Below are 22,224 nucleotides of genomic sequence, written 5' to 3'. Positions count from 1 at the left end.
AGGTGAACGCAGATATAATTAAGATGGGATTGAGTAAGGAGGGCTTGGGATGACGACAACTTTAGAAAAGTTAGAATTACTCGATAAACCTATCTTAATTGATGGTATGAGCTGGAGAGAGTTTAAAGCTGTTGAACAGTTGCTCTCGCGTCCGGGAATCAGGCTGTCATTTTTAGATGGGGTATTGGAGATTAGACGTATTTCTGGAAGAAAACATCAAATTGTTAAAGAACGGATTTCAACGCTAGTGAATCTGTATTTGGAATATGCAGGGATTGATTTTACGCCAACGGGCTCGGTGACGCTGGAAAGTGAAGCTGGAAAGGTGAAGCCAGAAGCGGATTTGTCTTACGAATTGGGGGCTAACCGAGAACGTCCTGATTTGGCGGTGGAAGTGGTGGTGACTAGCGGTGGGATTAATAAGTTGGAGGCTTACAAATGCCTGGAAATTCCTGAAGTTTGGTTTTGGGAAAATGGTAGGCTGCGTTTGTACGCGCTTTCGGAAGATGGATATGCAGAGGTCGATCGCTCTTGTGTTCTCCCAAACTTAGATATTGTACTGTTGGCGCGGTGTATCAATATGGAAAATCACCTTCAAGCCATGCGCGAATTCAGACAAGCAATTCCAAGTGTTTAGAGAGGCTGCGCGTGAAAAACAAAAAATCACAATCAAAATCTATTTATCGCCATACGCGCCTCAAATTTAGCACAAATCCGGGCAATATATCTTCACCGGACAACTCGACTGGATTGAGCAATATTTCTACTTCTACCTGCTGTCTATAAATTTCTACCCGTTGGTTTTGCGGGTCAATTAACCAACCCAATCTCGCCCCGTTTTCCATATATTCCCGCATCTTTGCTTGGAGAGTCGGGAGACTGTCGGATGCCGATTCCCTACGGGATAGCTTCGCTTCACGCAATTCTACTACAAAGTCTGGACACAGGGGAACGAAGCCTTTTCGCTGTTTTGGAGTTAGCGCTTCCCAGCGAGTTCGACTCACCCAAGAAGCATCGGGAGAACGGTTAGCGCCGTTAGGGAGAATAAATCCGGTAGAAGAATCAAAACCTTCTCCTAAATCCTCGTTTGTTTCGCACCAATGGCCTAGTTGCGCGCTGATGCTGAGGTTGCGACTGCCTGATTCTCCTCCGGTGGGTGGATTCACGATTAATTCTCCTTCTGTGGTTCTTTCTAATCTCAAGTCGGGATTTGCCAATGCTAAAGCCTCGAATTGTTCGCCGGTGACTAATAGGGCGATCGAATTCGGCACTTCTAGAGATATAGTTTGCGGTTCAGTAAATGTTTTTACCATATTCAATTCCAGGGTTTTTTGGGTAAAACTTGGCAACAAAAAACTATTGTGAAGGTGCGTCGCTGTGATATTTTCAAGCTGACTTGCAGATTGTCAATAGCGACGCACCCTACGGTTTCTACTTCTTCCTTCTTCCTTCTTCCCTCTTCCTTCTTCCGACGGACTTACATCCGTTACATCCGTTACATCCGTTACATCCGTTACATCCGTTACATCCGTTACATAATCCGTTGCCGAACTTCCCTCTTCCTTCTTCCTTCAATTACAACTGACCAAAACCTTTTTTAGGCTTGTTCTTTTTCTTTTTCTTCTGGCCGCCCATTCCTGGCATTCCCGGCATTCCTCCCATTCCTGGCATTCCCGGCATTCCTCCCATTCCTGCAAAGTTGCCTTGACTCATTTGCTGCATCATGGTACGCATTTTTTGGAAGTCGCTGACGAGTTTTGTTACGTCATTTTCGGCGTAGCCTGCGCCTTTGCCGATGCGGCGGCGACGGGATGGAGAACTTGCTAAAAGTTCGGGATTGCGGCGTTCTTCAATTGTCATTGAATTAATCATGGCTTCGGTGCGTTTTAGCTGCACTTCTCCCTGCCGCATTTGTTCGTCTGAGAGTTTGTTCATCCCCGGAATCATTTTCATGATGCCACCGAGGGAACCCATATTTTTTAACAGTCTGGTTTGCTTGAGAAAGTCGGTAAAGTCAAACTTTGCCGTGAGCATTTTCTCTTGCATTTTCTCGGCGTCGGCGATGTCGAATTCTTCTTGCGCTTTTTCTACTAGCGTCAAGACATCGCCCATGCCAAGTATTCTCGATGCCATGCGTTCGGGATAAAATGGTTGCAATGCTTCCACTTTTTCGCCTACGCCGACAAATTTAATCGGCGCGCCGGATATTTGGCGCACGGATAAGGCTGCACCGCCGCGGCTGTCGCCGTCTAATTTGGTGAGGATTGCACCGGTAATCCCGATTTGTTCGTGAAAGGTGCGGGTTAAATTTGCGGCTTCTTGGCCGGTCATGGCATCAACAACTAACAGCGTTTCATGGGGTTGTACTGTTTGTTTGATGCGAACCAATTCTGCCATCATTTCTTGGTCGATTTGCAGGCGGCCTGCTGTGTCGATGATGATGGTATCTACGCCTAGTTCTTTGCCGCGTTCGAGCCCTTGGCGGGCGATTTCTACGGGATCGGTATCTTTGCCTAATTCAAATACTGGTACGTCGATTTGTTTGCCGAGGGTAAGCAATTGGTCGATCGCCGCTGGTCGATAAATGTCGGTGGCGACTAGCAGTGCGGTAAGATTTTGCTTGCGGAGGTGCAGCGCTAGTTTAGCGGTGGCCGTGGTTTTCCCGGTTCCTTGCAAACCGGCCATCAGGATGACGGTGGGCGCGGATTCGGCGGTGGCGAGGGGTACGTTGGTTTCCCCCATGACGCGGACGAGTTCGTCGTGGACGATTTTGATGAATTGTTGGTCGGGACGGACGCCTGAAACGACTTCTGCCCCTTGTGCTTTGGCCGTTACCTCTGAGACGAAGTTTTTGACGACTTGGAGGTTGACATCGGCTTCCAGGAGGGCGCGGCGGACTTCTTTGATGGCGTCTTGGATGTTGCTCTCGGAGATTTTATTCTGTCCGCGCAGTTTTTTCCAGGTGGATTCGAGTCGATCGGCAAGGGCTTCAAACATAGGGCTTTGTTGGCTAGTCAGTCTTTTTTATTTTAAGGGCAAATGCACTCCGACCAAAGAAACCGGGTTTTTTACCGAATCTACGGGTCACAACCAAGTTTTTAGTAAAAAAACCCGGTTTCTGAGCACCCGTGCGTAAGTTCTATTTTAAGGCTAAATGCGGGTATTGGGATTTTAGATTTTAAATTTTAGATTTTAGATTGGAAAATTAATTGACGCTGCCAATAAATCTGGGCGAGTTATGGAGATTGCTCGAAGGTATGATTTTTTATGTATTCTGCGATCGCCCCTTGGACTGCAAACAGGGTGCGATCGCCCTTTTGGACTTTTTCGATCAATAACCTCCGTCTCAAGGATTCGACGGCTTTGAGGAATTCTGATGGGGATAATTCCAAGGGGGCTGGCTTTTTTGAGATTTCGACTGCTTTGTTTTGATTCGCCAACCAGAACATGACTTGTTTTTCGGAGTCTGACAAGCGCTGAAAATGTTTGTGCAATAAATATTCTAAGTCTCCTAAAACTAAGCTGTCATATAATAAAAAATCTGAAACATTGCCGTTAAATAAGTCTTGAATTGCAGCGGCGGCTGTATGCAGCCACAAGGGATTTCCTCGGTAAAGGTCGATTAATTTTGACCATTTTTCTGATTCTGCTAAGCCTTTTTCTGTGAAGATTTCTCGCGCTGCTTCTCCTAAGCCATTGAGTGGCAATGTTTGACAAGTTTTCGGGCGGTTTTCTAAGGCTGCAATTTCTCTGGGTTTTTCCCAACTGAGCAAGATTATGCAACTGTTGTGGGATGATTCTGCTATTTGTTTGAAGAATGCGCCGTAGTTTTCATAACCCGGTTGGTAGTTTCCTGCTAGTTGTTGGCTGCTGAAAATTGTTTGCACATCATCGAGTACGATCAGACAGCGGTAGGAACGCAAATAGTTGATTACCCCCCCCAACCCCCCCTTGCTAAGGGGGGGAGACGGAGACGGAGGCTCGATCTCTTCGCCACGCCCTTGATAAGGAGGCTGAATCTCTTCGCCCCCCCTTGATAAGGGGGGGGTTGGGGGGGGTTAGTTTCTTGCTGCTGAGATACGAATTTAATTATGTCGGTTTGGAGTGATGCGAGGGCTGGTGCGTCGCGGAGGCTTCGCCAGATGATGCAGTCGAATTCGTGTTGAATTTGTGGGATTAGTTGGAGTGTCAGGGCGGTTTTGCCAATACCGGATAAGCCGTATATCGTGAGGAGGCGGGTGCGGCTTGAAATCCAGTTTTCGAGGGTGGTGAGTTCGGATGTGCGATCGAAAAATGTGGAGATTTCTGGTGCGTCGCCTAAGTCGATGCGGGGCTGTTTTGTTGTTGGTTGGGGGTTTTGGGGTGTTTTGGGCGATCGTACTTTTTCAGAACAAATGTTAAAGTTATTATTGACTGTGACATTCTCGCCAACTTTAATATTATCGCCTACTATAGCTAATTGATAATTATAAATTTTTTCATGCTCTAATACAGCCCTAAAATTTGCTTTAGTAATATTTTTCCTGAATCCTTTAGAAAGTGTTTTCCAAAGGTGCGATCCAACATTTCTAACATGACTTGGACTTGAGTAAACTTCTTGAGCAATTTGCGTGTAAGTTGTGTCTTGTAAAGTTCCCCGCAGAATAGCTTCTTGCACGTAATCCAAATGCTTTCCCGTCTTAGCAAAAATTAGCTCATCTGCCAGTGTCAAAACTTCGGCGATATCCATAGATTAGCGAGAAGCTGGAGTTTACACCATTTATTATACCTGACATTTCGTACAATTGTGACATTTTTGATTTTGTCATCTATCTAAAGTCAGGACTTTTCCTACACAGCTCATCCTTTATATTAATTGATTAAGGTATTAGCAGGATATTTTTATGAAGCGAGTGCAGTGGCTCAGCGGTTTGTTGTCGGCTGGGGTATTGTCTTTTAGTTTAGCGACAGTTGGCGCACAAGTGGCACAGGCCCAGCGCCCGATCTTTTTGCTCGAGCTGAACTGTGTTAAGAGATGGGGTCAGAATTATCAAGAACAATCTCGGGATGTTTCCATAGGTAGAGAAATATACACCAGTCGTTTGTTGATATGGGGGAGGGGTGTCGGTTGGACTTGTAGACTGCCTGGTGGTCCCGCCTCTCTCCGAATAGAGTATGGAGTTGCAGATGGGGATAGCAAACCTCCTGCACAAATAGATGTTTATGTAGATGGAAATCAATTAGCTTCCCAGGTAGGAAAGGATGGAAGGGTCAATACAATGCTGGTAGATGTTAGTAATGGCAAAAGTCTAGCTATTGATATCTCTTGTTCCAGAGCAACAAATTGTGACAATGAAGCGTACTACTTCTTCTGGCTCGCTATTGTACCAGGAGCAAGCTCTCCAGGGAAAAGATAAATTATGACCATCAGCCGCCGTCAATTTAATCGTATCGTGATCTGGGGTGGCGCTTCTTTTGCTGCTTCGGCAACATCCGGCATCTTTTTCCCCAAACCTGCCGAAGCTTATTCCCTAGAATTTCCGATTAGTGCCTTATCAGCCGATCGCGTTTTTAACGGTATTCAAAAATATTGCGGAGCACAGCCCATCCCCGGCGTTCTCTCAACAATCTTACAAGGCAATACTAATGTTAGCAATAAAGTAGAATCAGCGGCAGCCAACGCTATTCGCAGGGCAGATAAAGAATTTGTCGATCGCAATTTTACTAGCAAAAGAACTGAATTAGGTCAGGTAGGCAAGAGCGAGGAGGATAATACTCTATCTGTAAGTCGGCTGTGGGGCAGGCAAAGACAGGATCAAGTCGGCCCGAATGTTGGTTTTGGGTTTGTACAAAAGTGGGAAGATCAATATAGCGATACCAAAATTTCTGGGCCGACAATGTGCGCTATTCATAATGCTCAACAAGTCTTAGCCGATCAAAGACTCACGCCTCCACAAATTGCAGCATCACTATTGCCGAGTAGATCGCGAGTGGATGATGATGATTGGGGTTCTTGGGGAGGGGATGCGGATGCGTCTGCTGGGAGGAATCCCGGTGCTGTTTTTGCTCAATACAATACAGCCGCCGGTACGGTGACATCTCGCTACGATTTAGTTGAACCTGGGCCGAGAGGTTTTGGGCGTGTTGAGTATACTATTGAAGCGGAAAATCAGCCTCGGCGGGTGATTTTGGTGACGGTGAGATTTTAGGGAAAATTATCTCATTTCCAATCAAATTCGGCGGTTGAAACCAGGTTTACACAAACGAATTCCGCCTTCGCGGAATGAATAATTAAAGAGATTTTTGGAATAAAATTCGGCGGTTGAAACCAGGTTTACACAAACGAATTCCGCCTTCGCGGAATGAATAATTAAAGAGATTTTCAGTCCGCGAAGGCGGACTTTGTTTGTGTAGCCCCGAATTCCATTCGGCGGGGCTTGATTTTGACCTTTTACCTTTGCAGTTGACTAATCAAATCCAATGCTTTTTGAGCATCTGCATTCATTCCTTGAACCCGAAATAAACGGGCGGCTTGCTGCAAATCTGCGATCGCCCCTTGTCTATCTCCCATTCTCACTAACGTAATGCCTCGGTTAGCATAAGCCTTTGCATAACTGGGATTGAGTTGAATTGCTTGGGTGTAATCAGCTAAGGCAGAGCGATCGTTATTGATGCGAAACAGCGCTAATCCTCTGTTAAAATAAGTGTTAGCGCGACCGGGATTAATTTGCAGCGCTTGATTGAAATCGTCGATCGCCCCTTTTTGATCGCCCAAGTCCGAAAGCGCTAATCCTCGGTTGTTGTAAGCTGCTGCAAAGTTTCTATCCAAGCGGATGACTTGAGTATAATCTGCGATCGCCCCCGGTTTATCTCCCAATGCCGACAAAACCAGCCCCCGATTGTAGTAAGCGTCAACATAACCGGCATTAAGGGCGATCGCCTTGCTATAATCAGCAATACTTTTGGTCATTTCTCTCAAATCAAAATAAGCCAGTGCCCGATAAAAATAAGCTTCTGAATAATCAGATTGAGTTTGAATCGCTTGATTAAAATCGGCAACAGCCCCTGACAAATCTCCCTTGTCAAACCGAGTCAAACCCCGAACATAATAAGTTTTAGCATCTTGGGGATTGTTCAGTTTCAGAGGTACATTAGCTGTGGGAGAGGTATTTATCAAAAGTGCCGATCGATTTAAGCCCGCATCCGACAACTTAGCTATAAAAGTATTGATCGGAATCGCTGAATTAAATCCTGTTTTAGTAATGGCTAAACCTGTGCGGACTTTTCCATCTGTGACAGGATCGTAATCGCGATCGCCTTCTCCGTGAACTCCAACTACGCGCCCTTCTCCATCAAATACTGGCCCTCCACTCATTCCCCCTTTCGTGACAGCATTGTAGCGCAAATTATAACCTTGTGGATGATTGGGGAGACGACTGGTAACAAAGCCCGGTGAAAACTCAAAATTACGATCTTTTTGGTAGTTTCTGCTTTCTGGAATACCTGGATAGCCAAACACAAAAATTGGTGTAGCGACTGCAGCTTGTTCGGAATCGCCTAAAGTGACAACAGGATAAGATTCTGCACTGTTAAAAGTTACGACTGCTAAATCAGGAGCATTCTGGCCTTTCTGTAATAGTACAGTACGGGTTACTAGATAGTCTTTTTTCGTATTGGTGCGAATCGTGTAGGTATCCCGAGCGGCCACAACGTGATTAGCTGTCAAAACCGTGTAATTCGTACCTTGTTTGGCAATAATAAATCCCGTCCCGCTACCGCTTGTTTGTCCATTAATCTGGACGGTAACAGAGTCAGCTAATCCGGCAATTTCTTGGGGAGTTTTTGCGAAAACTGGTGCTTGTGCAAAGACGACTATTCCTGCTACCGCTACTGTCCCTGCTAGGATGCTGGTGAGGGAATCAAACCGCGAATAATCCCTATTCATAGGTAATTGCTGAAGAGTAAGATTTTTTATACTCCAAATAGTATAGATTAAAATAAAATTTATGAAAACCCGAAAAACTGGAGGTTTTCAGACGATCGCGATTTTTATGACATTTCGTACATTTCGTATAGATTAGCCTAAAAAATCTAAATGGAGAACTGTTTTAATATCAATTCTGCAAAGTTAGCGCTATCTGTAGGGACACGGCAGTGCCGTGTCCCTACGCAAAACTGCCGTATTCCTACTAAGAACTAGCTCGATCGCCCATCAAATCCGCCTACACAAAATTAAGCCAAAAACTGGAACTGAGTACCGTTAATTGCCAAAGCAAACGGACTGGCTTCTTCAAAGGAACCGAGAAGCTCAAAGTTATCCGTGTTTAAAACTACACCCAAAATCCGTCCGTCTCTTCGATTGCGAATCACCATATCATCAATAATTCCGTCGTTATCGTAAGCGATCAGATTGTCGTCAGTGAAGAGGAGGTCTAGTTCTGTTAAACCGTCAGTCAAACCGATGCGATCGCCCTCGTCAAAGTTAAAATCTGTAATGACATCGGCTGCATTGACTCCAAATCCTTCGTCGTTGCTTCTGAGCACAAATATATCAGCACCGGGGCCTCCCGTGAGCACGTCAATTCCCCGATCGCCCACCAAGAAATCGTTGCCATCATTGCCGTCTAAATCGTCGTCTCCTTGTCCTCCCCGCAGGACATCGTTTCCAGACCCTCCAAAAATAATGTCGTTTCCCGCGTCGCCCCTAACTAAATCGTTGCCATCATTTCCATCCAGGCGATCGTTCTCTTTGCCGCCGTAAATGATATCATTCCCCTCGCCACCGCCGATAATATCATCCCCATTATTTCCTAGCAGCCGTTCGTTAGAATCCGACGAACCTGCTATGGTATCGTTGCCGTCTAGTCCCCAAACTCCCCACGGAAAAGACGACAAATTTCCCTCTTCTACGTCAATCTCATCTGGTGTAGCGAATGCCAAAAAACGCGGCCCGCCGCCAGCAAATACAGGAAATCCAGTCAGATCGCCGATGAGATTGTTAATCGTCAAAGCCATAAATATGTCCTTGCTAAATGTTAATATTTACATTATATATTTAAATTAAATCATTGGCAAATAACAAGGATATTTTATTTTACATTCCTTCAATAGACTCAATAATTGATGGCAATTGGCAAATTATCAATTACTAATTACAATTTTGAATTGCCAAGGCTGTGCCTCGTTCAACCCAAAGCTGCTATTTCGCCGAGGAGTCAAATAGCATTAGTCGCTGACAGTATCCGCTACGGCTCACCGCTTATAATGGGTGTGACCCGTCAGCCCGCAAACACGTTAATATCACCTATAACGTCGAGACTCAGAGGTTGTTTGTCAAGCAAAGTAAAAGTTTCTGGGGCGATCGTCCGAAAATACACCCAGTTTCCGAGACCAATACACAAACTTTACAAACAAGATCTAAGTTCTTTACATTCGCTCTAAATCCCCGTTCGCTCATTTTTTAACAAAATCCACTGCTTTCAGGTGTTTTGCTTATGTCTACTCCTAAATCCTCTTCCCCTCAAAACAACAATAACTCCGTAAAATCACGGTCAACCGCAAGTATCGCTAAAACAGAGCAAGACAGTGACAAGATGTCAAGCGAACCAAGTATGGAACAGCTACTGGAAGCTTTGGCGGCCCAAGTACCCAGTAAATCTGCTGAAATTGAAGGCTTGAAAATGTGGAAACAAGATTTAGAGCGACTGTTTCAATTTCTCGGCGATCGCCGCGTTTTAATCGCAGTCATGGAACCGGGAACTTTTGCCATACGTTATGGTAACGCGGCATTTTGCCGCTTGGCGGGTTGGGAGGGCACGCCCTTGGTAACTCAATCTAATAACGGTTGGTTTGCAGAAGCTGGCATCAGTCTGCTGGAACTGTTCGAGGATGGGGATGTCAAAATGGCAGAGCAATTGTACCGCCGTCACCTTTTGCATTGGGTGTTTAAGCAATTTTATCAAATTGACCTTGACAGTTTGCGGCTGCTAGATGAACCTCTCACGGCGAGTATGAAACATCCCAAACACCGCGAACCTAAATTTATTGAATTTTGGTTTGGTTCGGAGCAGTTAAAAATTACTCGAATCGACTCAAAAATAGATGAATTTGCCGACGTTCGTTTAAAATTAATGCCTGTTGCAGAATTGGAAGCTTGGCTGATGCAGCCGAATCAACTGGCAAATTTAGCCGATCGACTAAATTTAGATAATTACCTGGTGGAAGGTTTGTTGCTGCTAGAAGGTGTTGATGTCACGGTGCAGGAGCAAATACGGCGGCTGACTCAGTTATTGATCGATCGCAATTCGATGCTGCGGCCAGATAAATTTGAGAGAATCGATCGGTGTTTGCGATCGCTTTTCCATGCTGACGGCACTTTGCTGCTGCGCCCCGACGGCGAACAGGCACAGCTATTAGTTGCCAAAGATGACCAAAATTTGCAGCCGATTGTTTATTCAATGCAATCCCTAGAAGCTTCTCACTTTTTCAAAGCCACCGCAGCAAATCAAGTTTGGAACGTGCCAGACTTGCGTCGGGAATGCGAAACCGAGTGCGATCGAGCTTTGCGAAAAATGGGGACTCGATCGATGCTCCTCGTGCCCCTAGCCGTCAAATCTGTCACCCGCGAGGGGTGCGGGCAGCGGATTTTGGGCGTGGTGGGGCTGTTGTGCGATCGGCCCAACCAATTCAACAACATTGACGCTCAACACGCCCAAGAACTCATTCCCGCCTTCATTGCAGCCCTGCGACAAGCCATGCAGCAGCGGTTTACCAACATTCACAACATCCACCCCGCAGTCGAGTGGCGGTTCGCCCAAGAAGCAGAAAGGCGCAGTTGGGGACTGCCCCCAGAGACGATCGTCTTTGCAGAGGTTCATCCCCTCTACGGAATTTCCGACATTCGCGGTTCCAGCGACGAAAGAAACCGAGCAATTCAAACAGATTTGCTCGAACAATTTCGCTTGGGTTTAGCCATAGCCGATGCCGTTTGCCAAACACAAACCACCCACCTCGGCGAGCAACTGCGGCTCGACTTGCTCGACTACATCGAGCATTTAAAAGAAAAAGTAACAGTCGATATGGAAGTGCGAGCAGCCGAGTATTTAAACGAGCGTTTAGAAGTATATTTTGACTACTTTGTACAGTGCGGGCCCACGGTTCTGGGAGCGGTTGAAGCTTACCGATCCGCCTGCGACAACGAACACAATTGCGTTTATAGCGATCGTACCCGCTACGATCAAATGTTGAACCTAATCGGCACTAAACTTCAAGAAATCTGGGCCCGCTGGCAAGAAAAAATGCAGCAAATCATCCCCCACTACTGCGACATCGAATGCACCGACGGCATCGATCACATGATTTATGTCGGAAAGTCGATCGATCCCAAATTCAGCCCGTTTCATTTGCACAGTTTGCGCTACGAACAACTGCGAGCAATTTGTGACTGTGCCCGCACAGTTTTTCGCCTGCAAGCCGAGTGTCAAATTAACATGGAACTTGCCCATTTAGTCTTAGTACAGAATACAACCATTGACATTTTTCACAACGAAAATACCGAAAAAATGTTCGATGTCAAAGGCACCCGCGACATCCGCTACGAACTCGTCAAAAAGCGGATCGAAAAAGCCGTGGATAAGGACGCACAAGAGCGAATCACCCAGTCGGGGATGTTGACAGTCGTTTATTCAACCGAGGACGAGTGGGAAGAGTACCAGCAATACTTGCGCTACTTGTCTCGCGAAGGTTGGGTTGAGCCAAAAGTTCAGACAGGCATGGTAGAGTCGCTGCAAGGAGTCAGCGGTTTAAAATTCGCCCGCGTCCGCATTTTGCCGGAACCAGAATCAATTATTCATGTCAGTGAAGTTACGGTAGTAAACGATTGAAAATCAGCCTTGAAAATTTATTTAAGTTGGGAGTTGCACGTTGACTTGCAACGCGCAACTCCCAACTTAAGCTCCCATATTTGGTGTATTTTACTTGTGATGCGCGATTTTAAAATACACGATCTGGATCACACAAAGCCCAGGTAACTTAATGTTATAATAATCAGAATTAGATCCTGTTAAATTAGAAATTAACTTATGTTAACTTTCTCTGAATACCGCATCGACTCTATTCTGCACGAAGGCGTCGAAACAATTATCTATCGCGGACAGACACCTACTTATCGGTCAGCAACAATTCTTAAATTCCTGAAAGCCGAATATCCGACACTCGAAGCCATTACCCGCCTCAAACACGAATATCAAATCCGCAAAAATTTAGATAGCAAACACATCGTCAAAGCCATCAGTCTCGAAACCTTTGACCACCGATTAGGACTGGTTTTAGAAGATTTTGGCGGGGAATCTCTCGGACAACTGCTGGAAAAAGAAACCTTGAGCCTGCAAGCAAATTTAAACATCGCCGTCCAAATCGTCAAAGCCTTAGAATACCTGCATCAAAATCAGATTATTCACAAAGACATCAAACCCAGCAATATCATAATTAACTCGCAAACAAAACAAGTAAAAATCACCGACTTCGGCATTGCCACAAAACTGAACAAAGAAAACCCGCAATTTAACAATCCCAACTCCGTCGAAGGCACATTAGCTTATATGTCTCCCGAACAAACCGGGAGAATGAACCGCACCCTCGACTACCGCACCGACTTTTATTCTCTCGGAATTACCTTGTATGAAATGCTGACAGGTAAACTGCCTTTCGCCAGCAGTGACCCCTTAGAAATAGTTTACAGCCACATCGCCAGACAACCAATTTCACCGCATCAGTTGAATTCACAAGTTCCCGCCGCCATCTCAGAGATAGTGATGAAATTGATGGCAAAAAATGCGGAAGAAAGATATCAAAGTGCAGCCGGATTATTAGCAGATTTAGAAAATTGTTTGCATCAGTTAGAAACGACTGGCCAAGTTTCCGATTTTACCCCCGGACGCTTAGATATTCTCAGTCAGTTATTAATTCCCCAGAAATTGTACGGTCGGGAAAATCAAGTCAACCAACTATTAGCAGCATTTGAACGAGTAGGCGGGGGTTTAACTAACAATTCCTTAGAAACCTCAACCACTTTTCAAGACAAGTTGCCCCCATCCGGCACAAATGAACTGATGCTAGTATCTGGTTATTCAGGTATCGGTAAATCAGCAGTAGTTAATGAAGTTAGCAAACCAATTACTCGCTCGAAAGGATACTTCATTAGCGGCAAATTTGACCAATTAAAACGAAATATTCCTTACGCATCATTGATTCAAGCATTTAACTCGCTCCTGCGCCAGTTGCTAACAGAAAGCGCTCCTTCTATACAAACATGGCGCACTAAAATTTTAACAGCTTTAGGAACAAACGGTAAAGTAATTGCCGATGTAATTCCTGAGCTTGAATTAATCGTTGGCAAACAGCCAGAAGTCCCAGAAATCGGCCCTGTAGAATCGCAAAATCGCTTCAATCGAGTATTCAAAGAATTTATTCGCGTTTTCGCGCAAAAAGAACACCCGCTAGTGATTTTTTTAGACGATTTGCAGTGGGCAGATTCAGCAACATTAAAGTTAATGCAAATACTGATAACTGACCCTGACCAGCAATATTTGTTGCTAATCGGTGCTTATCGAGATAACGAAGTTAGTCCCACTCATCCTTTAATTCAAACTCTAGAAGAGATTGAAAAGACGGGTACGGTTGTCAACAATATCGTGCTGCAACCGCTGGATTTAGAAAATGTGATTGAATTAATCGCTGAAACACTTAACAGTCGCAGAGAAAAAGTAAAGAATCTAGCAGAGTTAATCTGCAATAAAACTGGCGGCAATCCTTTTTTCTTGACGCAACTACTCCAAGCACTTTATCAAGAAAATCTTTTAAAATATGACTTTAGTCCCATGATATCTCCCGTTACCAATGAAGAAGGTAAAGGGGGCTGGAATTGGAGTATCGATGAAATTCAAGCCATTGGAATTACCGATAAAAGTGTGGTGGAACTGGTAGCCAGCCGCATTGAAAAACTCCCCGCAGCCACGCAAAAAATGTTGAAATTAGCAGCTTGTGTGGGGGATAAATTTGCTCTAGATGTGCTGTCACTTGTCAGAGAAGAGTCAGCTAATACTACAGCCACTGAACTTTATTCAGCTTTGCAAGCAGGGTTAATTCTGCCCTTGAGCGATGCTTATCGGATTCCTTTGGTTTTCACTCGAGCCGAATCAATTAATCTCAAATTAGATACTTCGCGGGTTAGTTACAAATTTTTGCACGATCGCGTCCAGCAAGCCGCATATTCCCTAATTCCCGAAGATAAAAAGCAATCCACCCATTTAAAAATCGGTCAATTACTGTTACATAATACTCCACCAGAAAAGCTCGAAGAAAACATCTTTGATATTGTCAATCAGTTGAATGTCGGAATTGACACGATTAGCCAGCCAGTCGAAAAAATTGATTTAGCAAGATTAAATTTAACGGCTGGACGCAAGGCAAAAGCCGCGAGTGCTTATGAAGCTGCTGTTAGGTATTTGCGGGTGGCTATGGAATTATTGCCAGCGGATTGTTGGCAAAGTCAGTATGAATTAACATTAGCAATTTACGAGTCAACAGCAGAAGCTGAATACTTAAACAGCAACTATGAAAATTCCAAAAAACTGGTCGATATCGTACTGGAAAAAGCTAAAAATTTACTGGAAAAAATGAATGTTTATGAACTTCAAATCCAATCTTACAATGCTCAAATTAGACTTGTAGAAGCACTAAATACAGGACTGGAAGTGCTGAAACTGTTAGGCATTTCTTTTCCTCAAAACCCCAACGCGCTAAATATTGTGCCGGGACTGATCAAGACAAAACTGAGCTTGGGGTTGAAACGAATTGAGGATTTAGCTAACTTGCCAGAAATGACAGATCCCAATCAACAAGCAGCCATGCGAATTTTATCAGGGATTATCAGCACTGCTGTTCAGGGAAAACCCCGCCTGGTAGCGCTGCTGGCATTTAGGATGGTCAACCTGTGCATTAAATATGGCAATTCGCCTTATGCAAGTATTGCCTACCTTTATTATGGCGTAGTTATGTGCCGGCTAGGGGACATTAGTTTGGCATACCAATGCGGTCAACTGGCCACTAGGATGTTAGACAAATTTCCATCCCGTTCAATGAAAAGTAGAGTTTATACACTCTTGGGTTGTTTTATTCTACACTGGAAAACCGAGGTTAACTCAGGATTAAGCGTTCTCAAGGAAGGTTTTCAAACAGGGATGGAAACTGGAGAATTGGAGTATGCGAGTTATTGTATAGGTCAATATTGCTTCAAAAAAATGTCGATAGGAGAGCCTCTCGATTTGGTGGAGCATGAGACTGGTAAATATATGAAAATAATGCAGCAATCTCAACTAGAAATGGCTGTACAGTATCTAAGTATAGGCAGGCAGACAGCCCTCAATTTGCGCGGTCAAGCTGTCGAACCCTGCCATTTAGTTGGTGATAGATTTAATGAAGTTAAAACGCTCCCCGTTTTAATAGAAGCTGAAAACTTTTTTTTAGTGAGTTTGGTTTATCATGCCAAAACTCAGCTTAATTTTATCTTCAGAAACTACGCGGAAGCCTTAGAAAATTCAAGGCTATTTGAAAAATATGAAGAAGCAGTAGCCGGATTTTATGTAGTTTCTCTGAATAATTTTTACTCTTCTATAAGTCTTCTCGCTTTGTATCCCCAAGCTGAGAAAGGGGAGCAAAAGCAATATCTGAAAAAAGTGCTGCGCCACCAAAAGAAGATGAAAAAATGGGCAGTTGATGCTCCGATGAATTATCAACACAAATACGACTTGGTAGCAGCCGAGAAAGCGCGAGTGTTGGGGAAAAATACCGAAGCAATGGATTTGTACGATCGCGCAATTTCTGGAGCTGCCAAAAATGGTTACATTCAAGAGGAAGCATTAGCCTATGAATTAGCAGGAAAATTTTATCAAGCTTTGGGTAAAGAGGTAGTTTTTCAAGCATATCTGACTAAAGCCTATTATGGATATATCCATTGGGGAGCCACAGCTAAAGTTAAAGACTTAGAGTCAACACATCCTTTCTTAGCAGCACAGACGCGCACAATTCAAACCTCAACCCTCGATGTCAACCGCACAACCATGGGAAATACTACCAGTGGTAGTTTAGGCGATTTCTTAGACTTAGCTACTTTTATTAAGTCGGCGCAAGTCCTTAACGGTGAAATTGTTCTTGAAAAATTGTTGACAAAATTAATCAAAATTATTTTAGAAAATGCGGCGGCTCAAAAAGTCGTGCTGCTGCTGCTGAAAAACGATATTCTCTGCATAGAAGCTACTGGCAGTTTTGCGGAGGATAAAGTGACACTTTTACCGTCTATTCCCGTAGAAAATCGTCAAGATGTACCCCTATCTGTGATTAATTACGTACACCGGAGTCAAAAGCATCTGGTTTTAGACAATGCGACTGTCACCGAACCTTTTAAGGTGGACACCTACATTCAGAAATATCAACCAAAATCAATTCTCTGTTTGCCGATGATTTATCAATCTCAGCGGCGCGGAATAATTTATCTAGAAAATGCTGTGACGGTAGGAGCTTTTACAGCAGAGAGAGTAGAAGTATTCAAAGTGTTAATTTCTCAAGTTGCTATTGCCGTAGAAAATGCTGGTTTGTACGCGCGGGAGCAAGAGAAATCTCAACAGTTAGAAAAATCTTTCAATGAACTGCAACAGGCGCAACTGCAACTGATTCAAAGCGAAAAAATGTCGGCTTTGGGCAATTTGATTGCAGGGGTTGCTCACGAAATTAACAATCCGCTCGGTTTTATTGCGGGCAATCTTGATGCTGCTGCTGAGGCCAGCTTAGATTTGATTGATTACTTGCAACTTTACCAAGAAAAATTTCCTAATCCTGGAGATGAATTAGAGGATAAAGCATCGGAGATTGATTTAGAATATTTGATCGAAGATTTGCCAAAAATGCTTTTATCTATGAAATCAGGTACAGAGCGCATCCGCAATATTAGCACGTCTTTGCGTATTTTTTCCCGCGCTGACAGTGCGAATAAAGTGTCAGCAAATATTCATGAGGGTATCGACAGCACTTTGATGATTTTACAGTATCGCCTGAAAGCTCAAGATACTCGCCCCGCGATTAAAATTATCAAAGAATACGGCAATATCCCGCCCGTTAAATGTTATTTTGGGCAACTGAATCAGGTATTTATGAATTTGTTGGCAAATGCGATCGACTGTTTTGAGGAATCCAATCAGGGCCGCACTTACGCTGAAATTCAAGCTTTACCGAATACGATCGCCATTATTACTCATGTCTCCGAGGATAACCAGAGCGTGGTGATTAAAATCAAAGATAACGGTCAAGGGATGTCATCGGAGGTCAAATCTAAAATATTTGACCATTTATTTACTACCAAAGGAGTAGGGAAAGGTACGGGTTTGGGGTTGTCTATCAGCAGGCAAATTGTGGAAGAAACCCACGGCGGTAAACTCAGTTGCGAATCGGTGCTGGGAGAAGGTACTGAATTTGCGATCGCCCTGCCGCTTTGATAAAATTTATTCCGCACCCTTAAAGAATTACTCATTGCCAATTGTTTAATCTAAAATCTAAAATCTAAAATGTATGACTTGTGCTTAACACACATTTGGAAATTTGTCAATTCCTAAATATCTATCAAATAGTCCACAGTTCACTGTTTAAAGCAGGCAGTATGCAGTTACATTGTTAGCTAAATCATGTAATAACTGTATTTGATAGGAGTTTTTCGAGTGAACGCTGCCGAACAAGCCAGAAATATAGAAGTTGCCAGCAAAATTGCTGCTGTTGTTAATTTATTCAAGTCCGAATTCCCGGATGCGAAAGTCGATTTGAAGCCTTGGATGAATGACGAGGATACCAGAGAACTTGTAGATCCAGATTCGATCGACATTGGCTTCCATTTCCCCGGTAGAAGCCGCTTGCTGCAAAGCCGCAGCATCCTGATTCAAATCCGATTTTACCAAGATCCAGTCGAAGGATCTCGGCGGGCGATCGGGGTTGAGGCGGCCGGTTACGATCATAACGGTCAGCAGTGGCGCTTTTCTACCGTGGAAAATTGGGATTTTGTGGGTGAAACTGAACCTGTTGCGGAGTCTGCCGAAAAGCTCAAACACTTTTGCCGCGAGATATTCAATTTGTTTAATAGCTAATATTAATTTCTGGTTAATTACACATCATAAATCAAGCTTTTAGTAAGGACTTTAGTCCTTATTAAGGCTTGTAGTGAGGACTTTAGTCCGTATTAAATTAAATTATCCTCGATGGAAAAAACTAAAGTCCTCACTACGAACCGGGTTTTAAGTCGGGATTGTCGCAATTCTCGATCGACCTACAGCCAACCGCATAAACAGATTTGTACGTTGTCGATCGCTTGCCAAACAAAGTATAGCGGTTATCGCGGACTTGTTCGTACAGGCGATCGCCCATCCACTTCATCCCCGGCATAGCGCGGTAAGCCGCCACAAACACCTCACCAGCAGGCAATATCCGCCCGATTTCCTCCGCCGCATCGCTACCTTGCCAGCGTTTTTCTAGATTCTGTGAATCTATCAAAATCATCCCCATTTCGCAATCATCGGCAGTGATCCCAAAGCGATCTAATCCCTCTAAATCTTGCATAGAAATATACTCAAAATTCTGCCCTCGATCTAAGTTTTCCAGTAACTGCACCAAGGTGACGCAGAGATTGCAATTGCCGTCGTAAATTACCTTATAATTCATTGGTTGAATGTTGAATGTTGAATGTTGAATGTTGAATGTTAGCTGTTGACTGTTGACTGTTGACTGTTATTTGTTATTGGGAGTTGAGAATGGGAAATTGGGAATTCGTAGCAAGTAACCAATAACCAATAACCCATAACCAATAACTAATGACTAATGACTAATAACTACTGACTAATGACTACTAACTACTGACTTCTAGCGACAGGAATCTCGATCGCAAATTCCGTACCTTGACCCGGTGCAGAATGACATTTAAGCTCACCGCCGTGCTTTTCTACCACAATTTGATAGCTGATAGACAACCCCAAACCCGTACCTTTACCGGGTTCTTTTGTAGTAAAAAACGGATCGAACAGCCTTTGATGAACCTCTGGCGGAATCCCCGGCCCGTTGTCAGCAATCCGAATCACAATATGAGAAGCATCCCCAACAGAATGATCCGCAACAGCATCCTGTTCGTATTTTACACCAGTACAAATCCACAGCGTCGGCGAAGGACAAGAAGGAATAGGCGCAGGTTCCCCATCTGCCCAATGTCCCGTCTCCATTGCTTCTTCCAAAGCATCTATTGCATTACCGATAATATTCATAAAAACCTGATTCAACTGTCCGGCATAACACTGTACGCGAGGCAAATCACCGAACTCTTTGACTAGCGTAATTTTCGGATGTCCTGCCGTTTCTTTTAACCTGTGCTGCAAAATCAACAAAGTGCTGTCAATCCCTTCGTGAATGTCAACCTGTTTTTGTTCGGCTTCATCCAATCGCGAGAAATTCTTCAGCGACAGCACAATTTGACGAATTCGCTCGGCTCCCATTTTCATCGATGTTAACAGTTTTGGCAAATCTTTGAGCAGAAAATGCAAATCTACATCCTCTATTTCTTGTAGAATTGCTGCTGTTGGTTGAGGATATTCCTCCTGGTAAAGTTGCAGCATTTTTAGCAAGTCTTTAAAGTAATCGTCAGCGTGCATGACGTTGCCGTAAATAAAGCTAACTGGATTGTTGATTTCGTGAGCTACACCAGCTACTAACTGCCCCAAACTCACCATTTTTTCATTTTGAACCATCATGCTTTGAGTTTTGTGCACGTCCCGCAGCGCTTTGGCAAGTTCTTCATTTTTGTTCCTCAATTGACTTTCCGAAAGGCGCACTGCTTCTTCTGCTTGTTTGCGATCGGTAATATCTTTGCGAATTGCTACATATTGATGGGGTTCTCCGTTAGAATTTAAGCAAGGTACAATAGTTGTATCCAACCAGAATAATGTGCCATCTTTAGCTTGATTTTTCATCTCTCCCCGCCAAACATTTCCTTGGCGAATGGTAGACCAAAGATGCTTGAAAAAATCCGGTGAATGATAAGCTGAATTGACAAGTCTGTGGGTTTTGCCGATCAAGTCTTCTCGATTGTATTTAAAGAGTTCGCAAAATTGGTTGTTGACATAGGTAATGACACCGAATTCGTCGGTATTCGAGACGATCGCAGATTCATCTAATGCAAATTTTTCAAATTCTAATTCTTGGAGAGTTTGTCGCAGTTCGGCTTCGGCTTGTTTGCGATCGCTAATATCGGTAATCATCCGCAAAACACCTGAAAATTCGCCTTTGTCATCGAACATCGGTGTCGCTGAGACGATCGCCCACAAGTGAGATCCATCAGAGCGAGTAAACTTAAAATCGTGGCGTTCCCGAATACCTTGTCGCCTGCGCTTTACGTAACCTTCAGCTATTTCCCTCGCCTCGGCGTCGATAAACTCAAATAGCGATCGCCCCAGCATCTCCTCCACACTATACCCCAGCATTTCCGCCATCCGAGAGTTAGCAAAAGTCGTGGTGCTATCACCGTCAAACATCCAAACGCCCTCCGAAGCCGTCTCGACAATGCAGCGGTAATAACTCTCGCTCTCCCTCACTGTTGCCTCTGCTTGCTTGCGATCGGTAATATCAGTTTCTACCGCAATAAAACCTTCTAGTTTCCCAGTTTCTTGATAAATCGGCACGATCGACATCGCCACCCAATAACCTTTTCCATCCTTGCTGTAATTGTAAATTTCCTGATTAAACGGTTCACCTGTCGCCAAAGCCGATCGCATTTGAGCAATAGTTAACGGGTCAGTGTGAGGGCCTTGCAGCACATCAACCGGTTTTTTTCCCAGCACTTCTCCTAGCTTGTAACCGCTAATCCGAGTAAACCCTTCATTCACCCATTCAATGCAGCCTCGATCGTCAGTAATAATCACACCATTTTGCGTTTTTTGAGCCACGATCGCCAACCGCAACAATTCTGTTTCAGTTTTTTTACTTTCCGTAATATCTTGAGCAATACCCAGAATGTACTTAGCCGTACCCGAACTGTCAAACAAAGGAACTTTTTTGGCCTGCAAAATCCGCTTTCCCCGGCGCGGTAGTTGAATAGTTTGTTCTGGCAAATCCACACATTTTCCCGTAGCCAATACTTCTAAATCTTGTGTTTGCAAGTAATTTGCCTGCTCTGCTTCCAACAAATCAGCAGCATTGTTATTAAGCACTTCATCGCTGGAATAGCCAAATAAATTTTCGCTGGCTTTATTCCAATAAATAAATTTTTGTTCCGTAGCATCTTTAATAAACACGCTAATCGGCAGATTTTGCAGTACCGCCTTCAGAAAATCTTCTGTATTTCGCAGCTTTTCCTCAGCTTGTTTGCGCTCCGTAATATCCCAAATCACTCCGTCGATATAAAAAACCCGCGACTGAAAATTTGCGGACGAAATCGGCGAATCCGCAGCAGACAAAAACCCCTCAATTTTCCCTTGTCCCTCTTGTTTTCCTCTAGCCTCATCCACCTCGCCGCCAACAGATCGGCCTTTTTCGCAAACCCAGCTAATTTCGCCGTCAGCCCGGACAATACGGTATTCAAGAATGTACGGAGTTTTTGTTGCTACACTTTTTTGGACAGCAGCATCCACATTTTTGCAGTCTTGAGGATGGATAATGCTGGCAAAAGAACGGACGCGATCGTTGATAAAATCAGAAGATGGATAGCCTGATATTTCTTGAATTGCCTCGCTCAAAAACGCCATTGTCCGTGTTGTGAATCCGCCGTCGCCCGTACCCTCGCAGGTACAGCGGTAGACAGCACCGGGAATATTAGCTACTAAGTTTTTATAGCGTGCTTCGCTGCTTAACAAAGCTGAGTTGTCTTCGTTATGGCGATCGCCGTTATTAAATTTAGAAGAATTGGAGGAAGTTTGCATAATTTAGTCACTTGTGAGTGTGGGGGCAAGTGTTAGAGTAGATGCCTGTATAAAAAATGAATTTAATTGGGACAATAATCCGCTATCAACTAATATAGTACAAAATTACTTGGACTAACATTCAAAAAACTTTATCCTGGCTAATAGGCAAAGCTAATCAAAGATATTATGTAGAACGCAGAAGGTCGTTCGCCAAGGGATTTGATAACGGATTTAAGGGATTTAACGCATGGATGTTCGGGAAATATTT

At 44.0% G+C, this 22,224-nt stretch carries 14 protein-coding genes; 5 read left to right on the top strand and 9 right to left on the bottom strand.

The features are described 5' to 3' along the window. Positions 1-49 precede the first annotated feature (49 nt). The gene (locus AACV78_RS13410; protein WP_194012654.1) at positions 50-637 is read left to right on the top strand and encodes a Uma2 family endonuclease; all 588 of its coding nucleotides are present in this window, start codon (positions 50-52) and stop codon (positions 635-637) included. A gap of 43 nt (positions 638-680) precedes the next feature. Here the strand turns inward: AACV78_RS13410 and AACV78_RS13405 are convergent, their stop codons facing one another. From AACV78_RS13405 to AACV78_RS13385, 5 genes are all read right to left on the bottom strand, one after another. Then, positions 681-1,313: a Uma2 family endonuclease gene (locus AACV78_RS13405; protein WP_194012653.1), complete on the bottom strand. Its 633-nt coding sequence runs from the start codon at positions 1,311-1,313 to the stop codon at positions 681-683. A gap of 118 nt (positions 1,314-1,431) precedes the next feature. Next, a complete protein-coding gene (locus tag AACV78_RS13400) occupies positions 1,432-1,575 on the bottom strand; it encodes a hypothetical protein (RefSeq protein ID WP_194012652.1) in 144 nt (47 codons plus the stop codon). After that, a complete protein-coding gene (gene ffh / locus AACV78_RS13395) occupies positions 1,576-2,997 on the bottom strand; it encodes a signal recognition particle protein (protein ID WP_194012651.1) in 1,422 nt (473 codons plus the stop codon). Between the two features lie 239 nt (positions 2,998-3,236). After that, positions 3,237-3,923 carry a hypothetical protein gene (locus AACV78_RS13390; RefSeq protein WP_228042236.1) on the bottom strand — a complete coding sequence of 229 codons (687 nt, stop codon included), beginning with the start codon at positions 3,921-3,923 and terminating at the stop codon, positions 3,237-3,239. 8 nt (positions 3,924-3,931) lie between these two features. Then, entirely contained in the window at positions 3,932-4,729 is a 798-nt protein-coding gene (locus AACV78_RS13385; RefSeq protein ID WP_228042235.1) for a helix-turn-helix domain-containing protein, read from the bottom strand. A 670-nt stretch (positions 4,730-5,399) separates the two neighbouring features. Here AACV78_RS13385 and AACV78_RS13380 point away from each other — a divergent pair. Then, entirely contained in the window at positions 5,400-6,188 is a 789-nt protein-coding gene (locus tag AACV78_RS13380; RefSeq protein WP_194008742.1) for a Tat pathway signal protein, read from the top strand. Between the two features lie 242 nt (positions 6,189-6,430). On the opposite strand, the gene AACV78_RS13375 is transcribed toward AACV78_RS13380, so the two are convergent. Continuing rightward, complete coding sequence (locus AACV78_RS13375) at positions 6,431-7,924, bottom strand: tetratricopeptide repeat-containing S1 family peptidase (RefSeq protein WP_194008743.1); 1,494 nt, start codon at positions 7,922-7,924, stop codon at positions 6,431-6,433. A 287-nt stretch (positions 7,925-8,211) separates the two neighbouring features. Further along, positions 8,212-8,994 carry a calcium-binding protein gene (locus tag AACV78_RS13370; protein WP_194008744.1) on the bottom strand — a complete coding sequence of 261 codons (783 nt, stop codon included), beginning with the start codon at positions 8,992-8,994 and terminating at the stop codon, positions 8,212-8,214. Positions 8,995-9,572: 578 nt separating this feature from the next. Between AACV78_RS13370 and AACV78_RS13365 the strand changes: the two genes are divergently transcribed. From AACV78_RS13365 to AACV78_RS13355, 3 genes are all read left to right on the top strand, one after another. Continuing rightward, positions 9,573-11,861 (top strand): GAF domain-containing protein, encoded by a 2,289-nt coding sequence (locus AACV78_RS13365; RefSeq protein ID WP_228042234.1) that lies wholly within the window; start codon positions 9,573-9,575, stop codon positions 11,859-11,861. A gap of 198 nt (positions 11,862-12,059) precedes the next feature. Next, positions 12,060-17,525, top strand: coding sequence for a trifunctional serine/threonine-protein kinase/ATP-binding protein/sensor histidine kinase (locus AACV78_RS13360; RefSeq protein ID WP_194008746.1), 5,466 nt, complete (start codon positions 12,060-12,062; stop codon positions 17,523-17,525). Between the two features lie 219 nt (positions 17,526-17,744). Next, the gene (locus AACV78_RS13355; RefSeq protein ID WP_194008747.1) at positions 17,745-18,164 is read left to right on the top strand and encodes a hypothetical protein; all 420 of its coding nucleotides are present in this window, start codon (positions 17,745-17,747) and stop codon (positions 18,162-18,164) included. A gap of 133 nt (positions 18,165-18,297) precedes the next feature. On the opposite strand, the gene AACV78_RS13350 is transcribed toward AACV78_RS13355, so the two are convergent. Both AACV78_RS13350 and AACV78_RS13345 read right to left on the bottom strand, forming a co-directional pair. Beyond that, a complete protein-coding gene (locus tag AACV78_RS13350; protein WP_194008748.1) occupies positions 18,298-18,735 on the bottom strand; it encodes a thiol-disulfide oxidoreductase DCC family protein in 438 nt (145 codons plus the stop codon). Positions 18,736-18,923: 188 nt separating this feature from the next. After that, positions 18,924-21,974: a PAS domain-containing sensor histidine kinase gene (locus AACV78_RS13345; protein ID WP_194008749.1), complete on the bottom strand. Its 3,051-nt coding sequence runs from the start codon at positions 21,972-21,974 to the stop codon at positions 18,924-18,926. Positions 21,975-22,224: the final 250 nt, after the last annotated feature.

Source organism: Tychonema sp. LEGE 07196 (assembly GCF_963890365.1).
GTDB lineage: Bacteria > Cyanobacteriota > Cyanobacteriia > Cyanobacteriales > Microcoleaceae > Microcoleus.
Note: the sequence above shows the minus strand (reverse complement) of the source record. Positions and strands in the feature narration are given on the sequence as shown.